Here is a 21,960-nt window from a genome sequence, read left to right as displayed (position 1 = left end):
TGCTTCAAAGACTCATGGCGAGTTCAGGAACTGCCCTCAGTATCCGTGTTGGTATCATGTCAACAAGTTCGACAAATTCACCAGGTGCAAGACCAATCGCATTCAGGCGGTTTTTCAAATGTTTGACATCTATGAGCTCTATTTCCATTCCAGTGTAGAATCTTGCCATAAGAAAATCCGCAATATACACAAGGTGAACCATTGGGCACCTGTTTTCCGATTTTTCAGGAATATGGTGATGGGTGATACAGCATTCAAGCGTCGCAGGAAGTCCCCATGCATTCGCCAGCCTTGCCCCTGCTTCGCAGTGGTCTATGCCTAAAATTTTTCTTTCTGCCATGACTATTCCTGATTTCTGTTCCCTCATTTTTTTATAAAAAAGAGAGGATTCAGGCGGCATATGCTGATCTATGACCACCATGCCAATGTCGTGAAGAAGTCCTGCCGTGTATGCTGACGAAGGGTGGGCAATGCCTGTTTTTGCTGCCAGTCTTTCGCATATTATTGCCGTTCCAAGGGCGTGGTGGTAAAGATCTCCCTGGCAAAGCGAATAGCTTGATTTTGACTGAACGAAGAACTGCCGCACGCATACTGAAATTACGGATTTTATGATTGCATCCTGCCCAAGTATTATTATCGCGTCCTCCAGAGAATCTATGCTGCCCCTCCTGTTAAAAAAAGCGGTATTGCATAGCTGAAGAGTCTTTGCGCTTATAATCTGGTCTTTTTTTATTTCGCTTGAAAGCTGGCGTACCTCGTATTCACCCTCGTTTATCATTCTGAGAATTTTCAGGGCCACCTGGGGTATGGGTCTGACATTAGTAATAGTATTATTGATTTCGGCAGGATCCGGCTTTATGAACTCCATGAAAGTTTTATCAGGGCCTGAAAGCGTCGGCTGTGCAGACGCCTTGCCTGTATCAAGATCAAGATCAAGCCTGCAGGCTATGAGTCCTCCGGTTTCCGCAAAATTTATCTGCATACCATCTTCGGACAGGATTTTTTTTACAACCTCAGCTGTACGACCACCAATATTGAGGGACATGTCAAGCTCGCTGATTGAGCCAACCATTGCACCTCCGGCTATGGTCACAGCCATATTCCTGTTTGTCGCGCCAAGTTCCCTGAGAGCTTCCAGAAAAACTGGCAGTCCGGTTGACGCATATTTATCCGGGTTTATGTATTCAGAAGATGATATTGGCGCTGGCAGAAGAAAATGTGCAATTCCTCCTACCTTTGCCGCCTTGTCATAAATTGCCACGCCGACGCAAGAGCCAAGAAAGGCCTGAAGCACTACCGGCTGTTTTTTCCCGCAGAAGAAGCTGCCAGAGGGTACTATTCTAATTTCATTCATAATTATTTGGTTGCCGGATTCAATTATTCTATGGTTTATATTTTTTTGGAATTCATTATTAGCGTCTGAATGCTTAAAATCAAAATAAAATCTTGTTTATGGGCTAAAAAAACTGTTTTTTTACTTCCTCGCTTTGGATATTTGGCATATCAGCTTTATAGCAGTGAAATCTTTCAAACATACGATACAGAATTTTAAGCTTTTTATGGAGTTTCATAATAAGAATGAAAAAACCTTCTGATTATATTATTTTTGCTCTGGACGTTGATTCAATGGAAAAAGCAAGCCATTTTGCTAGGCTTCTTTCAGGGACTGTCGGAATGTTCAAGATAGGTCTCGAGCTTTTCATAAGGACAGGCCCGGACATAATAAAAATGATCAGGGAAATTTCAGGCGCCGAGATCTTTTTGGATCTTAAGCTCCATGATATTCCTGAAACCGTTAAAAAGTCAGTTTCAGTAATATCAGGCCTTGATGTGCGCTTTACAACCCTGCATGCCTCAGGAGGAACAAAAATGCTTGGGGCAGCCGCAGGAGCATCGGGGAATCTGGATCTTCTCGCAGTTACTGTCCTTACAAGCACTTCAGCGTCTGATCTTGCAGAGACTGGCCATGACAAATCCATAAATACTGAGTCCCTTGTTGTGATGAGGGCTCAGCTGGCGAAAAATGCCGGATGCAGCGGAGTTGTGTGTTCGGCCCTCGAAGCGTCCATGATAAGGCAAAGGATCGGTAATGATTTTTATCTTGTCACCCCTGGAATCAGGCCTTCATGGGAGGTTGTTAAAGAAGATGACCAGTCCAGAATAATGACTCCGGCGAGGGCTGTATCAGAAGGCAGCGATTATCTTGTAATAGGAAGACCCATAAGCAGGGCATCGGACCCAAGGGCTTCGGCCTTGAGAATTGCTGATGAAATTGCTGCAGTTCTATAAAAAAGGCCATTCTTAGGTCTGATCAGAACTCCCTTTGCCTATATAAGATGTTTGATTGTCTCATTTTAAGATGGTGTATTTTCTGAATTTTTGGTAGTAAACGATGTCTTGTAAGTTGATACTTCAAGCGCCCGCCAAACTTATTATCTAAAAGTGTTTTTTAACAAAAAAGGAGATAACTGATGAAGAGAAGTAGTTGTTTTGCCGTAGCTTCAACATTGGCCATTACTTTATTGATGACAATGAATTTTGTGGCCTGCGCAAAGAAAAATGCTGATCCGGCCCCTAAAATGGAAGCAGAAGCCAAGGCAGAAGTAAAGCCGGAAGTTAAGCCAGAGCCACAGAAAGCAGTTGTGCCTGAAGAGCCTCCGGTTGTATTTGGACGGGGCGAAGTGCGTACCCTTACCGCAACTGTATCTGCCATAGATATGAAAAAAAGACTTGTTACCCTGAAGAAACCAGGTGGTGAAGAGTTTTCAATAATCGCCGATGCCAAAGTGAAGAATCTTCCCCAGGTTAAGGTTGGCGATGAAGTTACCACCAAGTATTATGAATCCATCTCAATCAGGGTATTGAAAGCTGACGAGCCGGAAATTCCTCAGGCTGCGAGCGAATCTGTGGTTGCTGCTCCTATAGGTCAGAAACCGGCTGGAATTGCGACTGCACAGGTAAAGACAACTGCAACAATAATGAACATTGACAAGAAAAAATCCAAGGCAACTCTCAAGCTTGTTGATGGAAAAAGCTATCTTGTAGATGTTAAACATCCTGAAAACCTTGATAAGGTCAAGGTAGGCGACAGAATAGAGATCATCTATACTGAATCAGTGGCTCTTCAGGTTAAAGCTGCTTCCAAGAAAAAAGATGCAAAGAAAAAATAGTAATTAATAAAGTTTCTGTTACCCTTGAAACAAATCTCAGGACGAGCAGTTACAAATAGACCGTAAAGCCTGGAGAATCGCCTTTTGAAAAAGGCGGTTTTTCAGGCTTTTTTAATGGCTATGTTCTCTTTAAGTGTGGAAAAGTATTTTATAGAATAACATTCTGATATTAATAACTAAAAAAGGGCCAAGTTGTAGGTCGGATTAGGACGCCCTTTGTCTGTAATCCGACGTTAAGCAGGGTGCCTCCGGCGGGTCGCTTTTTGGAAAAAGCTCCGCAAAAACTTTTAAATAACGAGAATCAGGAATGCTAATATATGATATCGGCCTGTTATTGCTAAATATTCATAAAGTTTTTGAGGGGAGGTGGGGCTTTTTACAAAAAAGCCCCACATATTTTTATCGCAGAAAGATTGCAGCCATGCAAAACAAGGCCGCAAAAAGTACAAATATCAGCTGATTTTCATTCATTTTTTTTATCAGCCTTATTTTGCGAGACCATCTTATTTGAATTATTCAACCTTTGCTTCTGCATCAAGGCCAAATGCTGTGTGCAATGATCTTACTGCAAGCTCCGTATATTTTTCGTCTATTATGCATGAAATTCTGATTTCCGATGTGCTTATCATGATAATATTAATGTTTTCGGTCGCAAGGGTCTGGAACATTTTTGTGGCAACACCAGAATGGTTTTTCATTCCCACGCCGATTACCGAAACCTTGGCAATATTATCGTCTCCGATAACGTCTTCGGCCCCTATCATTTTGGAAAGTTCTTTTTGAATTTCCATTGCCTGTTTAAAATCTGTTTTTGGAACAGTGAAGGTGAAATCTGTTAGGCCTGACGCCCTTGTGTTCTGGATAATCATGTCAACTACGATTCCGGCGTCAGCAACCGGCGCAAGGATTTTGGATGCAATGCCTGGCTCATCCTTAACATTTTTCAGAGTTATTCTTGCTTCATTTCTGTTGTATGTAACACCTGAAACAACCAAACGTTCCATATCTGCATCCTCATTTACGACCATTGTGCCTTCCTCTTCGTTAAACGACGAACGAACATGGACTGGCACGTTGAATTTTTTAGCAAATGCCACCGAACGGATCTGAAGAACCTTCGCTCCAAGGCTGGCCATCTCAAGCATCTCATCATAGGATACCTTTGAGAGCTTTCTGGCCTTTTTGCACATGTTAGGATCAGTTGTATATACACCATCAACGTCTGTGTATATCTCGCATATGTCTGCTCCTATTGCAGCGGCAATGGCCACGGCAGAGGTGTCTGAGCCCCCCCTTCCAAGGGTTGTTATATTGCCGAAATCATCATGGCCCTGGAAGCCCGCAACAACTGCGATTGTTCTTTCCCTGAGCATATTTCGTATGCGTTCCGCCCCTATGCTCTGTATTCTTGCGCTGCCGGACATCCTGTCTGTCCTTATGTCGGCCTGGAAGCCAAGAAGGGAATTAGCCTTGTAGCCCATGGTTTTGAGTATCATTGCAAGAATCGCAACCGTGGTCTGTTCGCCTGTGGAAAGAAGAACGTCGAGCTCTCTTTTGTCAGGCATTTCATCTATTTTTTTGGCCATGGCGATAAGACCGTCCGTTACGCCTGACATGGCCGAAAGAACAACAACGACGTCATGACCTTCGTCGTAGGTTTTGGCCACCTTTTTTGCAACGTTACGGATTCGGTCCAAATCGCCCACAGATGTGCCGCCGAATTTCTGAACGATTAGTCCCATGTTGTAATTTTCTCCTTATATTGATTTGCCAGCTCTTTTATCAGATTTGAATTTGCAAGTCCATACGCAAAAAAACTAATTTTTCTTTCTGTTATTCCGGTAACTTGAATATTAATCTCCACGTTGAAATCCGACATTTTCTGCATGATTTCAGGCCATTCTACAACAATGACCGCATTTTCAGATAGAATATCTTCAATGCCTGTATCGTAAAGCTCATCAGGGCCCGAAAGCCTGTAGAGATCAAGATGATAAAAGGCGATCCTGCCATTGTAATGATTTATTATGGAATAAGTAGGACTGGTTATGTAACTGTCTTTTGAGACGCCTGATCCAAGGGCAAGACCCTTTACAAATTCGGTTTTTCCGGCTCCGAGTTCTCCGTTCAGGCCTATGACTGTTTTGCCGTTTATAAGATTGCCAAGCATTTCAGCTAATGCTCTGGTGTGTTCAGGTGTGGCTGTCGTTACTTCGAACACGGGGGCATCCTGTCTGTTCATTTCATTCATATTACGGCTTTTCATTTAAAAAAGACTCTCAAAACTCTTTATGAATCCGAAATCATAAACGTTATTATTTAAAACCAGACCAGCAATGCAAGATGGAATGGCTGAGATTATATCTGTAGCTATAAAACCGAATGGTCCCATTGAAGCGGCAACCCTGTCAGCTGTTTTTCCGTGAATGTAAACACCAGCTGCTGCCGCATCAAGGGGTTTTAATCCCTGGGCAACAAGGCCTGCAATTATTCCGGTCAGCACATCCCCGGTTCCTGCTGTTGCAAGACCAGGATTCCCGGTTCTGTTTATCATTATTCTTCCGTCAGGAGAGGCAATCACAGTTCCGGCGCCTTTAAGAACAAGGTAAATTCCATATTCCCTTGCAAAGGATGATGCAACATTAATTCTGTCTTCCTGGATTTCAGACGTCGTTTTTTTTGCAAGCCTTGCCATTTCTCCGGGATGCGGGGTAAGAATGGCTGGAGTTTTGAGTGTTCTCAGGATATCAGGGTTTCTGGCAATTATGTTAAGAGCTCCTGCGTCAATTACGAGGGGGATTTCAGCTGTTTTGATTATTTGGGAAAGAAACTCTTTTGTCTCAGGCCCTTCATCCATTCCCGGGCCGACAGCCATGACTTGTTTGCCGTTCAATACATTATCAAGATAACTCTCTGAAATATTGGCTATACATCCTTCGGCAGTTTCAGGAATAGCTTCTGTCATTATTTCAAAAGAGGATATTTCTGCGAAAGGTCTGAGGCTGAGGGGTAGGGCAAGTGTCACGAGTCCTGCCCCGGTTCTAAGAGCAGCTACTGCGGTCATTATTGGCGCGCCTGATTTACCCGGAGACCCGCCTGCCACCAGCACGTGACCGTTTGTTCCTTTGTGGGTTTCAGGGTGTCTTTTTTTAAAAAGGCCAGAAACGTATTTTTCAGTTACAAGTTCATGAATGGGTGCAAGACTTTCAGAAATACACTTAGGTATCCCAATGTCTATAATCTCTGTTTTTCCGCAATATGAGGCTCCTGGATAAACAGCATGACCTATTTTCGGGAAACCGAAGGTCGCTGTAACCGAAGCCTTAATAGCGGTTCCAAGTGGTTTTCCTGTTTCTGAATCAAGCCCTGACGGTATATCAACGGAAAAGACGTTGGCATTTGTTTTATTCAGAAAACAAATGATATTTTCCGCAATTCCTTTAACAGGCGCATTAAGACCTGTACCGAAAATTGCGTCTATGAAAATATCCTGTCCCTTTGCTTGTGATTCAAAAAAAGACAGGTCTTTCTCCGTAAGAATTTCATTAACTGTAATACCGGTTTTTTCAAGCAGATGAAGGTTTATTCCAGCATCTCCTTGAACCAAATCCTTTGATCCCAAAAGAAATACTTTAACCGAGCCGCCTGATTCTTGTATATGAGCGGCTATATACCTGGCCATGACCAGACCGTCCCCTCCGTTATTGCCCTTTCCGCAAATCACGCAGATTTTTTTCGTTCTGAAATCAGGGAAATGATTTGAGAAAACCTCCACAGCCCCCCGGCCGGCATTTTCCATGAGAGTGTGACCAGGTACTCCGAATTCCTGTATTGTTCGGCGGTCCATTTCAGCCATTTCTGCTGGAGATACTATATACATATCAGAGTGATTCAATGAGTCTGATCATTTCACGAACAGCATTTTCCATTCCGACCATTATGGACCTGGATACTATGCTGTGACCAATGCTGAATTCGTCTATTTCTTTTATTCCTTTGAAGGCCTTTATATTTTTGTAGCAGATTCCGTGGCCGGCGTTTACTCCAAGCCCCATCTCCTTTGCAAGTTTTGCAGCGTCTATTATATCGCTCATGGCCGCAGACTGCTGCATAGGGGATTCTGCCTCGCAGAAAATTCCGGTGTGGATTTCAATCTTGTCAGCCCCCAGACTCTTTGCCAGCTCAACATGCTTCAGACTAGGATTCAGGAAAAGACTCACAGGGACTCCGGCCTGCTTCAGAGTGTCTATGGTTTCAGCTATTCTGTCTCTGTTATTTATAATGTCCAGGCCACCTTCGGTTGTGATTTCCTGTCTTTTTTCAGGAACAAGTGTGACAAGGTCTGGTATGATCTCAAGGGCTATTTTTGTCATTTCATCCGTGGCAGCCATTTCAAGAATAAGCTTGGTCTGAACCGTCTGTCTCAGCAGGTATACATCCCTGTCCTGGATGTGACGTCTGTCCTCACGCAGGTGGACGACAACTCCGTCCGCTCCTGCAAGTTCCGCTGCCGCAGCTGCAATTACAGGATCAGGATAATTTATTTTTCTGGCCTCTCTTAAAGTTGCAACATGATCCACATTCACTGCCAAACTGGCCATTAATGCCTCCTTATATAATTTTTTGTAAGCTACTATTCATCGTAACTGTCAAAAACAAGCTGTCGGTGCCCCGGTGGTGCCTTTTATGGATTCGTCGGATTAGAGAGTCCTTTGCTCGTAATTCGACATTGATCCGAATGTCGGCGGGTCGCTTTTTGGAAAAAGCTCCGCAAAAACTTTATGGTTTATCGTTAAGCCTGCCAAACATCGACTTGAATTACTGCCTGCTAATAAGATCTGAATTCATAAAATTTACGGGGGTGTGGCGAGATTTTAAAATCCCCAACGTTTCAGTTAAAAAAGGTGTTTAATGAAAAAGAATAATTAACTGGTTGTGATAGTCAAGGAGGAATTGAATTATCCTATCCATCCCTTTACAACGGTTTCAGGAAAGACTTTTGACATTATTTCATCGCTTTTTTTTTCCATAATGGCAGATTCCTCGTCACCCTGTTCATGATCATAGCCGACAAGGTGAAGGACTCCGTGGATAAGAAGTTGAAAGAGTCTGTCGTCAAATGACATGCCATACTCAGCACTTTCGGTTTGGGTAGTATCCGCTGAAATTACAACATCACCTAATATTTCAGGGTTGATTGAGTCAAAATCACCCTCATTCATGGCAAATGACAGGACATTTGTTGCTTTGTCCTTGCCTCTGTAATCTCTGTTGAGATTTCTTATTTCAGTGTCATCCACAATGGATATGGAAAGTTCGGCGTCAGGATAACCCAAGACGTTTAAGATGTCCTGAGCCCTGGTCTCCATCACTTCCATCCGGATTTGATGGTTTGTCTGGCGGTTGTCTATCAGTACCGTCATTTTTTTGTTTTCCTTCCGATGATGGTGCCGCAGGTTCAGAATATTCGATGCGACTGTGGTAGATGCCTGTCAGAATCTTGGTAAAGCTTTTTGCGATTCTGTGAAGATCCTTGAGTGTCAGATCGCATCCGTCTAACTGATGATCGGCAAATATTTTGTTTATCAGATTCAGGATAAGGCCCTGGAGCCTTGCCTGGGTCGGGTTTTCAAGTGTTCTTGAGGCAGCTTCCACAACGTCTGCCAGCATTACGATGGCGGCTTCCTTTGTCTGGGGCGATGGCCCCTGATATCTGAAATCATTCGGATTTACAGCATCATCTCCCTTGATCTGTCTTGCCTTGTCATAGAAATATCTTATCAGGCTGGTTCCGTGATGTTGTCTGATTATGTCCGTAATTGCTTTCCCAAGCTTGTATTTTTTTGAAAGATTGGCCCCATCTTTGACATGAGACGTAAGTATGAGTGCGCTCATGGACGGAGCGAGCTTGTCATGTTTGTTTTTCATGTTTCTGATGTTTTCAATGAAATAGAAAGGCTTATTGATCTTGCCAATATCATGATAATATCCGCCGACTCTTGCAAGAAGGGGGTTAGCGTCAATTTCGGAAGCTGCCGCTTCTGCCAGAGTACCAACTATCATTGAATGATTGTATGTTCCCGGAGCTTCCAGCATAAGCTTCCTTAGTATCGGCTGATCAGGGTTGGCCAGTTCCAGCAGTTTTATGTCCGTGGTGTAGTTAAACGCAACTTCTATGAGAGGGACAATCCCTGAAGTCGCAATGCCTGCAAGAAATCCGCCTGAAAAACCTGCGGCAAGGCTTATTAATAGCTTCTGGGGCGAAAGAAATGCAATGTGCATTGATGTCGCAGCTGCAAGGAGCATATTAAGAAGACCGAGTTTAAGGGCGGCTTTTATGAACACCTTTCTTTCCCTGCAGTCCCTTACCCAGAATGCTCCCATGGCTCCGCTTAAGAGATAGAATATGAATATTTCCATATTGTTTGAAAAAATGATCGATGAAAGAAGTGAGAGCACCAGAGCAAAGGGAAGAGCGTTGCTTAAACCGAAAAAGAGACAGACTATCATTGGGCCTGCCGCCATTGGCAGACCGAAGTAAATCGCAGCGGAGTCCATTGAAAAATATGCCGCTCCAGTGAAATAGCTTGACCACGACAAAAACAGCTTGGCTAGGATAAGAAATGACAGCAGGATGGTGGCCATGAAAAGCAGGGTCTTATTATGCTGTCTTGATTCTGCCTCTGTTTTTGGAATGTGAAGTCTGTAAAAAATCAGAAACATTATTATTATGGTAAGACCTGTGCCGACTGAATTGGAGAGCATGTTTTCTCGTTTTGTCTGATCCTGAAGTGTTCTTAGCTTCATGATATGATCAGGGCTGACTCGCTCTCCTTCCCTTAGAAGCATTTCGCCCGTTTTTATCTGATATAGCACAGGTTTGACACTGTCAGCCGCGTCTTTGATTCTTTTTTCGGATTCACTTCTGTTTGGAGTAATATTTGGAGAAATCAGCTTAAGAGTCATTTCAATTACTGCGTTTGCGGAGCTTGCAGGTATTTCTTTCAGATAGCTGTGGCCAATGCTTGTTATCATTTCCTTTGCTTTTTCTGGCCAATAGAACTTTTGTGGAGGATCAATAATTTTTTCAACCCCGGTTTTAAGATTGATCAGAATAAGGCTTTTTTCTGTCTGGGATTTTATATATTCCTGGTTGGAAATTACGCCGGTTTTTAGTAATTCGGCCAGTATATTTATTGCTGCGTTTGCCGCTTCTTTGGAAAAACCGCTTTTGACAAAAGCTTCGTAAGTGGCGTCACTGACTTCTATTCCAAGTATTCTTTCAAACTCCGGTTTTTTTTCAAGAGCTGCTTGTTCATAGTTAGGTTGTTCCTGGAGAGCCTCGCCTGACTGAGCAGGATCTGAGCTGTTTTTGAATATTGCTGCGCCCATTGCAAATGAAGCGTTAATTTTTTCGATTGTTAAAGGAAGCAGTTCCTCGTCAAGATCAAATACTGCGAGGGCAGATTCAATAGCAAGCTTCCTGTTTGCTTCAGTGGCTGCGCTGTCTTCAATAAAAAAGTCAACAGGAGCCTTGATATTCCTGGTTGCTATGTCTCCGGGCCTGTACTCCGGGGCGACCACTGTGAGGCTTGGATAAAGGAAGATTGTGAAGATCAGGGTTATCACAAGTGCCAAAGCGATTCTGATGCACCTGTTGGTTCCCATAAAAATCCAGAAGGTTCTTTTGTCTATTTTAAACATGGCTTAAAATTATTGCTTCTCCATATTATTCGGATTCGTTTCTCTGCTGGGATTTTTTCAGTTGATCCTTTACTTCATAAGCAGATATTATTTTGTGAACCAGTCGATGCCTAACAACATCTTTTTTGGAGAAATATACAAATTCTATACCATCTATGCCCTGGAGGATTTCTTTTGCTTCAACAAGTCCTGATATTCTGCCCGGCTTAAGATCTATCTGGGTGATGTCCCCGGTAATGATGGCCTTTGAGTTGAATCCTATTCTTGTCAGAAACATTTTCATCTGTTCGCTCGTCGTGTTCTGTGCCTCGTCAAGGATTATGAACGCGTCATTAAGGGTTCTGCCCCTCATGAAAGCAAGTGGGGCCACTTCAATAACACCCTGCTGAAGAAGCGCGCTTGCTTTTTCAAATTTCATCATGTCATGAAGCGCGTCGTAAAGTGGTCTTAGGTATGGATCAACCTTTTCAGCCAGATCTCCCGGAAGAAATCCGAGGCTTTCTCCTGCCTCTACAGCCGGCCTTGTCAGAATTATTCTGCTTACCAGCCCCTTGGTCAGAGCCGAGACTGCTATGGCCATGGCAAGGTAGGTTTTGCCTGTGCCGGCAGGTCCTATGCCGAAAACCATGTCATTGTTTCTTGCAGCTTCAATATAAGCTTTCTGCGCCGTATTTTTTGGTGTTATGGCTCTTTTTTTTGCGGTGATATAGACTGTGTCCAGGAATATATCTTTTAGGTTGACTTTGTTGTCTCCGCTCAGGGTTCGTATGGCAAAGTCTATGTCATTGGGGTATATGGGATATTGTTCTTTGAGAAGGGCGTAAAGCTGATTCAGTATGTTGTCAGCAAGTTTTGTACTTATGCTGTCGCCTTCGATGTGTACAGTGTTGCCCCTCGCCTGGATATTTATCTCAAGTGTGTCAGCCACTTTTTTAAGGTTGCTGTTTTGTTCCCCGAAAAGCTGGCGAGCGAGGTTTATATCCTCAAAAACCAGGGTTTCCCTTATCATTTCTGAATATGAAGCCATAATCCGGATTTATACCTTGGTATTAATCCGTTCCTCCTTAAAAAAAAATTTAATTACGCAATCAGCTGCAAAAGCCCGTGACACCTAATTTATAAACACTCAAGGTGATTGGGCCTTATTATTTTTTTTGAATATTTTCAGCATTTACGCTGATGCTGATTCATAGCACACTTTATTTTTTTTTGGCAAATCTATTCCAACTATGTTTGTACCCGTAAAAGCCTGAAAAAACTTGCGCAAAAAAAGCCGCTTTGTTATTCAAAATCTTTCGCTCATATTTATTTAAGAGTTTGATACAAATCTGTTTTGCCGAACCCAAAAAGGAAACGCCTTTATTATGGAAACCATGAATCTGTTCGATGTTGTTTCTCTTTCCATACTTTCATATTGTGTGCTCAGGGGGATTTTCAGAGGGATAATAAAAGAAGCTTCTGCAATCATAGGTGTAATAGCTGGTTTCTACTGCTCTTATACCTATTATGGCCTGGCAGCAAAAAAGCTTGCGCTTTATATTACAACCCCGGCGTATGCAAATATTGCCGGCTTTCTGCTCGTGTTCTCGGTAGTTTTCGGTGTTATAAATCTCATCGGCACCGGGATCAGGTATGTTCTTAACATAGCTCTGCTCGGATGGGCAGATCGTCTTTCAGGAGCTGTTTTTGGCGGAATAAAGGCAATCATGATATCTTCCGTTATTCTTATTGCCCTTACTACATTTCTGCCTTCAGACAGCCCTACTCTGGCCGGTTCAAAAACAGCCCCGTATATTACCTCTCTATCAGAAACCATGATAAGGGTTGTCCCCCAGGAATTTAAGACAGAATTCAGAAACAAAATTAAGGGAGTGAGGAAAATTTGGGACTTGAGGAAAGATTAGCGCCGTCAGGCGTCGAAAGAATAAGGGACATCATAAGGCTCCTTAGGAGTGAAAACGGATGCCCATGGGATCGTGTACAGACTGAACACAGCATGATGTCCTGTCTTCTTGAGGAAACTTACGAGCTTGCCGAAGGTATTGAAAAAAACGACATAGAAAACATTGTAGAGGAAATTGGCGATGTTCTTTTCCAGCTTCTTTTCATTGCTGTTCTTTATGACGAAAAAAAGATTTTTGCCTTTGAAGATATAATTAAGGCAAGCGCTGAAAAAATGATAAGAAGACATCCACACGTCTTTGGAGAAGGCTTTTGCGCTACTGCCGAAGAAGCAGTTGCACAGTGGGGCAAAATTAAAAAGGGCGAGAAAGATCCCAATGAAAAGCGTTCGGTTTTAGACAGGATTCCCAAAAACATGCCAGCTCTTTTAAGGGCTTTTCAGGTTTCAGAAAAGGCGGCAAAATGCAATTTTGACTGGCCTGATCTCCCATCTGTCATGAATAAAACGGCAGAGGAATGGTCTGAATTTGGTCAGGCCCTTAAAGAAGGCGATAAGGAATCCGCAAAAATGGAGTTCGGGGACATTCTTTTCACTCTTGTAAATGTTGCAAGATGGGCGGAATTTGATCCTGAAATAGCTCTTGTTTCTTCGACTGCTAAATTCGAATCAAGATTCAGAAAAATGGAAGATATTGTCCATGAAAAAGGCCTGACCTTAGAAGATATCCCAAGGGATGAAGTTGAAAGCCTTTGGGATTCTGTCAAGATCCATGAGAAATAGGGATTTTTTTAATGATAACAATAATAGATTATGAAGCTGGTAACCTGACAAGTGTTGCAAGGGCGATATCAAATATTGGCGAGTCTTTTGAAATAACGCGGGAACCATCTAAAATAATGGACGCCGAAAGGGTCATATTCCCTGGAGTCGGAGCCGCAGGTTCTGCCATGGAAAGCCTGATTAAATTAGGTCTTGATTCGGCCATTCGGGATTTTCTGTCAACAGGAAGGCCTTTGATGGGAATATGCCTTGGTACCCAGATAATCACCGAATACAGCGAGGAAAATGATACCCCTTGTCTTGGTCTTATAAAGGGAAGGGTGACAAGATTTCCTGGCGACATGCCTTCTGAGAACGGGGGCGTTCTTAAAGTTCCTCAGATGGGCTGGAACAAAATAAAAATAAAGAAAGCCCATCCTGTCCTTGAAGGTCTTAATGCTGATGACGAGTTTTATTTTGTTCACGGATATTATCCCCAGGCTGCGGACCCTTCCCATGTTCTTGCCGAGACAGAATATGGAATAGTTTTTTCGTCTGTGATGGGTTTTGAAAATCTTGTGGCGACCCAGTTTCATCCTGAAAAGAGCGGACGGCCTGGGCTTAGAATACTTAAGAATTTCTGCGGGTGGAAACCATGCTAAGCAAAAGAATCATACCGTGTCTTGATGTGAGGGAAGGCAGGACAACCAAGGGCATCAAGTTCATGAACAACGTGGACATAGGCGATCCCGTCGACATGGCGCGTATGTATTATGAAGAAGGCGCCGACGAGATTGTGTTTTATGATATAACCGCTTCCCATGAAAAACGCGGCATAATGATAGATGTGGTAAGACGTGTCGCTGAGACAATATTTATTCCTTTTTCAGTAGGCGGAGGAATACGTACAGTTTCGGACATGCGCGACGTACTTCTTGCCGGAGCTGAAAAAGTTAGTGTTAATTCTGCGGCAGTTCTTAATCCTGATATCATTTCTGAAGGAGCTGATGCTTTCGGTAACCAGTGCATAGTTCTTGGTATGGATGTGAAAAATGTTAGCAAGAGCGAGAAATTTCCTTCAGGATATGAGGTTGTAATAAACGGTGGCAGAAAGCATATGGGCATGGATGCCCTGGAATGGGCTCTGCGGGGAGAATTTCTCGGGGCAGGGGAGATCTGTCTCAACTCCATAGATGCAGATGGCATGAAAACCGGGTATGATCTTGAGATTACTTCCCTTATTTCAAGAAGTGTACGCATTCCTGTAATTGCTTCAGGAGGCGCCGGGATTCCCCAGCATCTTGCGGAAGTTCTTACTGAAGGCTCTGCTGATGCTGCTCTTATAGCTTCTATGGTTCATTACGGCGATTATACTGTCCCGCAGATAAAAAATTATCTGGATGAGAAGGGTGTAAGAGTACGCAGGAACTGGTAGTGTTTTTTTTGGGGGGGGAAAGGTAGCTCTTTGTGTCAGGAGCCCTGTTTTTTTAAGCTTACAGTATTAGGGCTCCGGCCTGACGAATTTGAATAAAAGATCTTAAAAGGGCTTATGGCTGGGATCTGTTGAATTTATATGGAACCCAGCTATGCATAATCTCCGCGTTTAAATCTGAAGTATTCCGCATTTGCCGCTATGGCAAACTCCCTCACGACTTTCTTAATCCCTGAACCTTCGGGAAGCTTTTTTTCAGCGTCAGCATTCAGGGCATCGGCATCCTTTTTGATTGAGTCGATAACCGGCTCCATATCCTTCAGGGTGCTTGAAGGATCCTCCAGCAGTTTGGCATAATCGTCGAGTCTTGTCAGTAGCTGGTCTGTCTGGCTCATCACCTCGGATATCGTGGTTGAATCATTGAGCCTCATGAAAGAAGGATTTATACCAGTCGATTTTAAAACTGGCCCTGTAGCTTCAGGAGTAATTTCCGATGATGTTTCTGGCACTTTGGTACCGGACATTACATCTCTAAGTGCCTTACTGAAAGCATCGCTGCTGTTCTGTGTATTGCTAACGGCAGCTTTTTGTCTGATGGCTGCTAATTGTTCAGGTATATTATTTATCTTTGTCATGGCACCCCTCCGTTTCTGTTATTTGCAAATAATTAAAGCAAGAAACGGGCCAGATTGAAAAATTGGAGATTCCGGTTTATTGGCTATTAAAATTTTGCTTTAGGGCATTTTCTTCCTTAACTTTTTTCCCTTTGCCGCTTTTATAAGGAATTTTTTTCCTTAGCAAGAACGATCTTTAAACAATCTCACTCAGGTGGGTACCTATGAGCTTTTCGGCAATTTTATCAGGCTCAACCTTATACTGGTCGCTAAGATACATGGTCCGCAGCTTGGATACTTTTTCTTCGCGCGCAGGATCGGCTACAGGAGTCATATCAGCCGCACTCACGGCTTCCCTTGCGACAAGCATGTCTCTTGAGTCGCTTGACAGGCTTACCGTGTCAGTTTTTGAAGATTCTTTAGGAGTATCAGAGGTCTTTTTTCTGACACCATCTGAATATTTTGATCCTGACAGATCCTTTAGAAATATTTTTTCGCCTATGTTGTTAATAGCCATGGGACTCTCCTTACGAAGGCGATTCCATATTCTTGTCAACAGACTTCTTGGCAAGCTCTTCCAGTTTTTTCAGAACAAATCCTGTATCTTCTATGGACAGTTTTCCGGTGGTCTTATTGTTTTCTTTGTCAATTATATTGAAAACAAATTCACCGGTTGATTCTGTTCCGAAAGAAAGCTTCTGGCCAATTTCCTCTTCAAGTCTGTCGACAATTTCTCTTTCCTCAGGATTACTCGGACCGTGTCTTGCGATTCTGTCAACGATACTCGTTGCCACACGGTCGATTATTTCCTGCCTTCTGCCTTCAGAGGAAAGAGTTATTTTATCCATGGAAGAAGGTCTGTAGGCATCTATACCCCGGCCAATAAATTTGCCCTGGCTTATCTGCCTGCTGTATACCTTCATTACATTATGTATTTGGTATGATGGTATATCCATAGACCCTCTTCTCCTTGAGCCTCATATCGTCAACTGTATTAAAAAACTTTAGACGAAAAAACGTATAACGTAAAAAAAAACAATTATTTTCCTGTTTAGGCAAACCCATCATGAACTTCAAGGCCTGTCTTGCTCACTAATGGCCGATGAAGGGCCAAGATCAAAATAATAAAAAATAGAAAATAGGGGCAGCCTGTACTTATTATCGTCATTATAATGAAAACTATTCAGTTCTGGAACGGACTTGAAACATAAGCCGAATAAAATGATCTTATAAAAAAAAGATGGCTGTCAAATGCAAGTTCTGGCAATTCTTCCATAGAAAAAAATCTGGCATCCGAAGCATCGTCACCTGGATTCATTTTCCCCTCCAGGCAGCCAGCAATAAAGCCTACTACAAGAATACTGCCATATCTCGGGCTTTTGTGCGTGACAATTCCGATAAGTCTTTCGATCTTGCCCTTAAGACCCGTTTCTTCATGAAATTCTCTTAATGCCGCTTCTTCAGGTGTTTCCCCAATTTCCATGAAACCGCCGGGAAGACACCAGAATCCTTTTTTAGGCTCTTCATTTCTTTTTACAAGAAGGATTCTGCTTTTTTCATCACATGCAATTACGCATGCAGCAGGTACCGGGTTTTCATAAATTGGAACAGAACATTCTTCACAAAAGAGCCGGTCGCGGCCCTCGAAATATTTTTTCGAAAGCCGCGAGCCGCAAAAATGGCAGAATTGTTTTTGGGGGACCTTGTCAGTCGTCAAAATTGCCGTCCGGTCCTTTGTCTGTGCTCAACAGAGCCGCTTTCTGGATGATTTTTTCTTTTGTCCAGTCGGCAGGAGACTCAATTCTTGAGGCTTTCGCGCCAGGATCATGGGAAAGAGCCCTGTTGATTTCTGCAATGGCCATATCAGCTGTGTCTGTGGCATTAAAGACATTAGCCAGAAGGTTATAGCTGAATTCCTCAATTCTTTTTTCCATTCTGTCTCTTACGGCTTTGGGCTGGGAAAGAACCTTGTTTTCAAAAGGAAGATTCAGCTTTTTGTAATCATTGCCCTTTATTTTTTTGGATTCAGCGAATTCGAGCATTTCAGCCCATAGTTCTTCGGTCAGGCCTTCTCCCTTGATCTTCTTGAGATTTCCGTTCTCATCCTGATTGGCATTTCCATAATCATTTATGTCTATGCCCCATCCGGCCATCTGAAGAGCTGTGGCGACATTTGCCTTGGTTGTATTTGTTTCAGACGCTATTCTGCGAAGTCTTTCGCTGCTGTTTCCGGATGTTCCGTGCTGAGCGCCTGAAACTTTGTATTTTGCAATTGCCTGATGAATTTTTGCTGTCAGCTCAATCTGGATGCCAAGCTCATTAACTTCAATGCCGTGGGTCGTTCCATTGTTAAGGGCTATCCAGTTCGGGAAAATATCATGGGCGTTAAGGCCCTGTATCAGGAAAAGGGCCTCTTCAGGGTTTGAAAGTCCCTGATTGCCCTTGATCTCTCCAATCTCAGTTTCAAGACCGGCCCAGGCAGGAATACATGCCTTGCATATTTCTATATTGGCGAGAAGATTTTTATCATCCGGCATATGCGAGGCATCTATGGCTATCGAGGTGATTCCGGCTTCGAAAATTGTGGGGATTTCGATTAATGCCCTTGGAAGATCTGACTCCTTTTTAATGCCAAAGTGGTCTGCGTGTATTGCCACAGGAACAGTAATTCCTAATTCATTACATATTGCATCCACCTGACGGGCCATGTTCCAGAGGCTTACCGGGCAATAAGCGTCAATGCCGCCCTCTGATCGTGCAATTTCAATTATTATGGCAGAGTTTGCTCTCTGGGCTGCTTTAAGTACGCCTCTTATGACTATGTTACTGCGCGCATTGGCAGCAATTGTCATTGCTTTGCCTTTTGCGATCATTGCATTGTCGATATATTTGCCGCTGACTATTAATGCCTTTGAATTTGGGAACAGACTTTTTATGTTAGGCGGTCTTCCTACTTCAATCGCCCTGTTAAAGTCAGAAATGTTTGCCATATTGAGATACACTCCTTGTCAATGTATTTTATTCATTTAAATTATCCACTTATATCGATTAGCATTTGTAGTCAAGTAAACTAGGTGGGTTGAAATGCCTATGAAACGTAATCATATGTAATTTCAGTTATTAATGTCTTTTTATGAGCTGAAAAATATATCTAATGACGCTTGCTTTTTTTAGATGTCACATGATTTTTAATCATTGTGGAATCTACAGGCTAATGCTTTCCGATATTGTAAAACAATTGCTTAAATCCTTATCTTCGGCCGCAGATATAGGTACTTCTATAATAACCTTCGTGCCTTCACCGCGTCTTGATATTATCTTCATCCTTCCCCCCAGCATCCTTGCTCTTTCGTGCATGCCCTGAAGTCCCATTCTTTTTTCATTTATGGCCTCCTGGGATCTTGTGTCGACATTAAAGCCTTTTCCGTCGTCTTCAACTCTGAGTATGATGTTTGGATGTGATGATACTAGTTTTACATTGATATTTTTGGCGCCGGAATGCTTTTTGACATTGCTCAATGCCTCCTGAAGGAGTCTGTACAGATTTATCTGAGTGTCAGAAGACAGTTTAAGCCCTTCAATGCCCCATGACTGGAAATCCGCCTTGATTTTATATGCTGCGGTAAACTCTGAACATAATTGGGACAGGGTTTTGATTATTCCGAGCTGGTCGATTCCAGGAGGTCTCAGATTGTAAGCAAGTTCTCTGACAGAATCAATGCCGCCTTTAAGGAGAACGGAAAAATTTTTGAAGCGCATTATTGTCTGATCAGAAATGCCCGGCTCCTGATCAAGGATCGTATCACAGGCTATTTTGAGGGATGCTAGGGTCTGGGCTACGTTGTCATGGAGGTCAAGAGCTATGCGGTTTCTCTCAAGCTCCTGTGCCTTTATTATTTCCTGAGTCAAAGTCTGAATTGTCATGTGAGCCTTTTTAAGAGGCGTTATATCCCTTGCCGTGCTTAAGACGGTCTCGACCCGGCCTGACGATCCTTTTTCCGGTATAAGGCGAAGGTCAAAATATACCTCTCCTGTCCCCCAGTCATTGTAGAATTCAGTTTCAATTGGCTCTCCAGTCTCAAAAACCTTTAAAACCTTTTCTTCAAGAATTTCGAGTATCTGTTTGGGATATTTTGTTTCCTGGCAGGTCTTGCCAAGAAAATTTTCAACTGCCATGCCGGTCAAGCCAGTTATCGCGTAGTTAGCGTAAATATGCCTGAGTTGTCTGTCAAATCTGATTATTATGTCTGTTGAATTCTCTGATAGTGTCTGGAATTTGTCTTTTGGTCCAGCCTGCTGGTGGGGGAACGTGCCTTTATTTCTATGAAGAGGTTTGGCTATGCCGATAACTGAAGGGATCGATTCTATTATGATCGGCATTGTCATTATCAGCAGTCTTGTTTTTTTACCGTTTTTAAGCTCAAAATAGAACTCATCCGGGCCTGACGGGAGACCATCCATGTTCTTTTTAATCAGACTGTATGCTTTATTTTGATGCGTTACAGGAAGGGCGTATTTGTCAAAAATACTGAAACCTGCAAGTTCTTCGGGTCTTGTGTCGAAAAAAGATGCAAACTGGCTGCTTGCGTTGATTATTGTTCCTTCCCGGTTGGCTATAAAAATACCTTCTTCCAGGGAGTTAAGAAATCCGAACAACTGGCTGTCTGTGTTTTTGTTCGGATCAGGAAGCAGTGGAGAAAGATAAGGGAAAGGCAGCACGTACGAAGATTTATCAGCCCTTGGATCATCGTCTGCAAATTTTATTGCCTGAAGGCCGGTGAAAAGAAGCAATGGCTGGATTATGTACGCAAGTATTTCGGCCATATTAATAGAGAATGATCCATTAATCATTGATGATGACAAGGTGCCCAGTATAAAGAGTGATACTGTCGCGGCTGTGATCAGCGCAGTATCAGGCTTATTGGATTTCAGGGATGAATCATAGGGTATTATGAATAGAAACCAGATAAAAGCGGTTGGCTTATCACCCGACAATAAAAGAAGGAATGCAGTTAAAGCCATGAAAGCAGTAATCGCATACGCTTCTTTTTTATTAATATTTTTTTTGTCATAAAAAAAGAAAGCGGCAATTGCGGCAATTAAAATGACAGCTGGTAACAAAATATGTCTGCTCACGCTTTTCATGCATAATAGGGCATAAGGTGTTACTGCAGCCATGAAAAAAAATATGTTTCTAACCAGGTGTCCGGTTGTTTTTTGTTTGATCAGGGGATTCATTATGTTTGAAAGTCTTTTGTTCACTATAGAGAAAAAATGAAAATAGTATTTTTTTTATACCGTATATTTAAATTTCAGCATGGCCGTTCTGCCATATATTTGTTCAAAACCAAGGAGTTGAATATTGATGGCTTCGCAATAAGTCCAAAAAGGTATCTGCGTCATGCATGGCATGATCCGGCATCCAGTTTTTCAGGTACTTCTGGATGCAGGCTATAGCCGGAATGGCGGAAATTGGACTGTCTTTGACCTTTTTCTAAAAGCAACCCGCATTAGGCCGCATTTTTATTAAAAGTATTAATTAGATACAGGAATAATAACGTATTCCACACTTAACTTGAACAGAGCCATTTTTTAAGATTAAAACCAATTCCAAATCAAAGCGATAGCTAATTATATGGGTTGGTTTGGCATCGTCGTCAGCTCCTGGAGCGTAAAAACACCGTACGATTGCGTAGCGCCCTCCTCCTTGCTGTCTTGATTTCATCTTTGATTTGACAATGGTATAAGACGTTTATTTATAAAAAAGTTATAACAATTTCAAAGTATTTTTTTATAAATTCATATGATCGATTTTTAAGAGCGCTCTGGCGGACTGCTTTTTGAAAAATGCGTCACAGAAATTTTCATGATTTGGAATCCATTAATCAGTAGAAGGACAAGTATACAATACTTTTTCAAAAAGGTTTCCAGAAATCAAATCTGAAATACAAAAAATGATATTTTGAAACAGAAATGGAATAAGAGGATGGTTTATAGGATTCGTTGAATTTTATTGAAGGTTTGCTTTAAAAAAATGCTGGTGTATGGACTTGATAGTCTTGATGTCTGGCTATACGATGGTTTTGATTTTATGGTGCCGAAGGTCGGACTCGAACCGACACGGAATTACCCGCTACCCCCTCAAGATAGTGTGTCTACCAATTTCACCACTTCGGCAATAAAATTTTTTATACGCTTTATTATACGGCTGTGCTGAATGTACTTCAGAAAAAAAAAGACCCCTGATTTTTTCAGAGGTCTTTGACAGTATTTAAGCTGTCTTTATTTATGGTGCCGAAGGTCGGACTCGAACCGACACGGAGTTACCCGCTACCCCCTCAAGATAGTGTGTCTACCAATTTCACCACTTCGGCATTT

Annotated in this window: 20 protein-coding genes and 2 tRNA genes; 6 read left to right on the top strand and 16 right to left on the bottom strand. The window is 42.5% G+C overall.

Annotation, left to right across the window (positions count from 1 at the left end):
- Positions 1-4 precede the first annotated feature (4 nt).
- Complete coding sequence (locus K245_RS0107140) at positions 5-1,354, bottom strand: HDOD domain-containing protein (RefSeq protein WP_027358734.1); 1,350 nt, start codon at positions 1,352-1,354, stop codon at positions 5-7.
- Between the two features lie 224 nt (positions 1,355-1,578).
- Between K245_RS0107140 and pyrF the strand changes: the two genes are divergently transcribed.
- On the top strand, positions 1,579-2,289 hold the full coding sequence (pyrF, locus tag K245_RS0107130; RefSeq protein ID WP_027358733.1) for an orotidine-5'-phosphate decarboxylase: 711 nt from the start codon (positions 1,579-1,581) through the stop codon (positions 2,287-2,289).
- Between the two features lie 182 nt (positions 2,290-2,471).
- A complete protein-coding gene (locus K245_RS0107125) occupies positions 2,472-3,170 on the top strand; it encodes a DUF1344 domain-containing protein (protein ID WP_027358732.1) in 699 nt (232 codons plus the stop codon).
- Positions 3,171-3,682: 512 nt separating this feature from the next.
- On the opposite strand, the gene K245_RS0107120 is transcribed toward K245_RS0107125, so the two are convergent.
- The 7 genes from K245_RS0107120 to K245_RS0107090 all read right to left on the bottom strand — a co-directional run bounded on the left by K245_RS0107120 (position 3,683) and on the right by K245_RS0107090 (position 11,901).
- Entirely contained in the window at positions 3,683-4,912 is a 1,230-nt protein-coding gene (locus K245_RS0107120) for an aspartate kinase (protein WP_027358731.1), read from the bottom strand.
- The gene (gene tsaE / locus K245_RS23495; protein WP_051283955.1) at positions 4,903-5,436 is read right to left on the bottom strand and encodes a tRNA (adenosine(37)-N6)-threonylcarbamoyltransferase complex ATPase subunit type 1 TsaE; all 534 of its coding nucleotides are present in this window, start codon (positions 5,434-5,436) and stop codon (positions 4,903-4,905) included. Before tsaE ends, K245_RS0107120 begins: the two co-directional genes overlap by 10 nt.
- Positions 5,437-7,050: a bifunctional ADP-dependent NAD(P)H-hydrate dehydratase/NAD(P)H-hydrate epimerase gene (locus tag K245_RS23490; RefSeq protein WP_051283954.1), complete on the bottom strand. Its 1,614-nt coding sequence runs from the start codon at positions 7,048-7,050 to the stop codon at positions 5,437-5,439. It abuts the gene before it with no gap.
- Between the two features lies 1 nt (position 7,051).
- On the bottom strand, positions 7,052-7,771 hold the full coding sequence (locus K245_RS0107105; RefSeq protein ID WP_027358730.1) for a pyridoxine 5'-phosphate synthase: 720 nt from the start codon (positions 7,769-7,771) through the stop codon (positions 7,052-7,054).
- A 357-nt stretch (positions 7,772-8,128) separates the two neighbouring features.
- Positions 8,129-8,506 carry an rRNA maturation RNase YbeY gene (ybeY, locus tag K245_RS23485; protein ID WP_232223806.1) on the bottom strand — a complete coding sequence of 126 codons (378 nt, stop codon included), beginning with the start codon at positions 8,504-8,506 and terminating at the stop codon, positions 8,129-8,131.
- Positions 8,493-10,874: an HD family phosphohydrolase gene (locus K245_RS23480; protein ID WP_035276708.1), complete on the bottom strand. Its 2,382-nt coding sequence runs from the start codon at positions 10,872-10,874 to the stop codon at positions 8,493-8,495. Before K245_RS23480 ends, ybeY begins: the two co-directional genes overlap by 14 nt.
- A 25-nt stretch (positions 10,875-10,899) precedes the next feature.
- Entirely contained in the window at positions 10,900-11,901 is a 1,002-nt protein-coding gene (locus K245_RS0107090; RefSeq protein ID WP_027358729.1) for a PhoH family protein, read from the bottom strand.
- 337 nt (positions 11,902-12,238) lie between these two features.
- Between K245_RS0107090 and K245_RS0107080 the strand changes: the two genes are divergently transcribed.
- Genes K245_RS0107080 through hisF form a run of 4 tightly spaced genes read left to right on the top strand, consistent with a single transcriptional unit; the run spans position 12,239 to position 14,971 of the window.
- Positions 12,239-12,778 carry a CvpA family protein gene (locus tag K245_RS0107080; RefSeq protein WP_051283952.1) on the top strand — a complete coding sequence of 180 codons (540 nt, stop codon included), beginning with the start codon at positions 12,239-12,241 and terminating at the stop codon, positions 12,776-12,778.
- Positions 12,757-13,557 (top strand): nucleoside triphosphate pyrophosphohydrolase, encoded by an 801-nt coding sequence (mazG, locus tag K245_RS0107075; protein WP_027358727.1) that lies wholly within the window; start codon positions 12,757-12,759, stop codon positions 13,555-13,557. The genes K245_RS0107080 and mazG overlap by 22 nt, the downstream gene beginning before the upstream one ends.
- Before the next feature lie 11 nt (positions 13,558-13,568).
- Entirely contained in the window at positions 13,569-14,198 is a 630-nt protein-coding gene (gene hisH / locus K245_RS0107070) for an imidazole glycerol phosphate synthase subunit HisH (RefSeq protein ID WP_027358726.1), read from the top strand.
- A complete protein-coding gene (gene hisF, locus K245_RS0107065; protein ID WP_027358725.1) occupies positions 14,192-14,971 on the top strand; it encodes an imidazole glycerol phosphate synthase subunit HisF in 780 nt (259 codons plus the stop codon). Before hisH ends, hisF begins: the two co-directional genes overlap by 7 nt.
- Positions 14,972-15,120: 149 nt before the next feature.
- On the opposite strand, the gene K245_RS0107060 is transcribed toward hisF, so the two are convergent.
- From K245_RS0107060 to K245_RS0107020, 8 genes are all read right to left on the bottom strand, one after another.
- Complete coding sequence (locus K245_RS0107060; protein ID WP_027358724.1) at positions 15,121-15,603, bottom strand: hypothetical protein; 483 nt, start codon at positions 15,601-15,603, stop codon at positions 15,121-15,123.
- A 175-nt stretch (positions 15,604-15,778) separates the two neighbouring features.
- Positions 15,779-16,099 carry a flagellar biosynthesis anti-sigma factor FlgM gene (locus K245_RS0107055; RefSeq protein ID WP_027358723.1) on the bottom strand — a complete coding sequence of 107 codons (321 nt, stop codon included), beginning with the start codon at positions 16,097-16,099 and terminating at the stop codon, positions 15,779-15,781.
- 10 nt (positions 16,100-16,109) lie between these two features.
- Positions 16,110-16,538 carry a DVU0524 family FlgM-associated protein gene (locus K245_RS0107050; protein WP_027358722.1) on the bottom strand — a complete coding sequence of 143 codons (429 nt, stop codon included), beginning with the start codon at positions 16,536-16,538 and terminating at the stop codon, positions 16,110-16,112.
- Between the two features lie 227 nt (positions 16,539-16,765).
- The gene (locus tag K245_RS0107045) at positions 16,766-17,299 is read right to left on the bottom strand and encodes an NUDIX hydrolase (protein ID WP_051283951.1); all 534 of its coding nucleotides are present in this window, start codon (positions 17,297-17,299) and stop codon (positions 16,766-16,768) included.
- The gene (locus K245_RS0107040) at positions 17,289-18,572 is read right to left on the bottom strand and encodes a class II fructose-bisphosphate aldolase (RefSeq protein WP_027358720.1); all 1,284 of its coding nucleotides are present in this window, start codon (positions 18,570-18,572) and stop codon (positions 17,289-17,291) included. The genes K245_RS0107045 and K245_RS0107040 overlap by 11 nt, the downstream gene beginning before the upstream one ends.
- Positions 18,573-18,786: 214 nt before the next feature.
- Positions 18,787-20,760 (bottom strand): PAS domain-containing sensor histidine kinase, encoded by a 1,974-nt coding sequence (locus K245_RS26455; RefSeq protein ID WP_198013847.1) that lies wholly within the window; start codon positions 20,758-20,760, stop codon positions 18,787-18,789.
- A 914-nt stretch (positions 20,761-21,674) separates the two neighbouring features.
- Positions 21,675-21,759 (bottom strand) — tRNA-Leu (locus K245_RS0107025).
- Positions 21,760-21,871: 112 nt separating this feature from the next.
- Positions 21,872-21,956 (bottom strand) — tRNA-Leu (locus K245_RS0107020).
- Positions 21,957-21,960 lie beyond the last annotated feature (4 nt).

Source organism: Desulforegula conservatrix Mb1Pa (genome assembly GCF_000426225.1).
GTDB lineage: Bacteria > Desulfobacterota > Desulfobacteria > Desulfobacterales > Desulforegulaceae > Desulforegula > Desulforegula conservatrix.
Note: the sequence above shows the minus strand (reverse complement) of the source record. Positions and strands in the feature narration are given on the sequence as shown.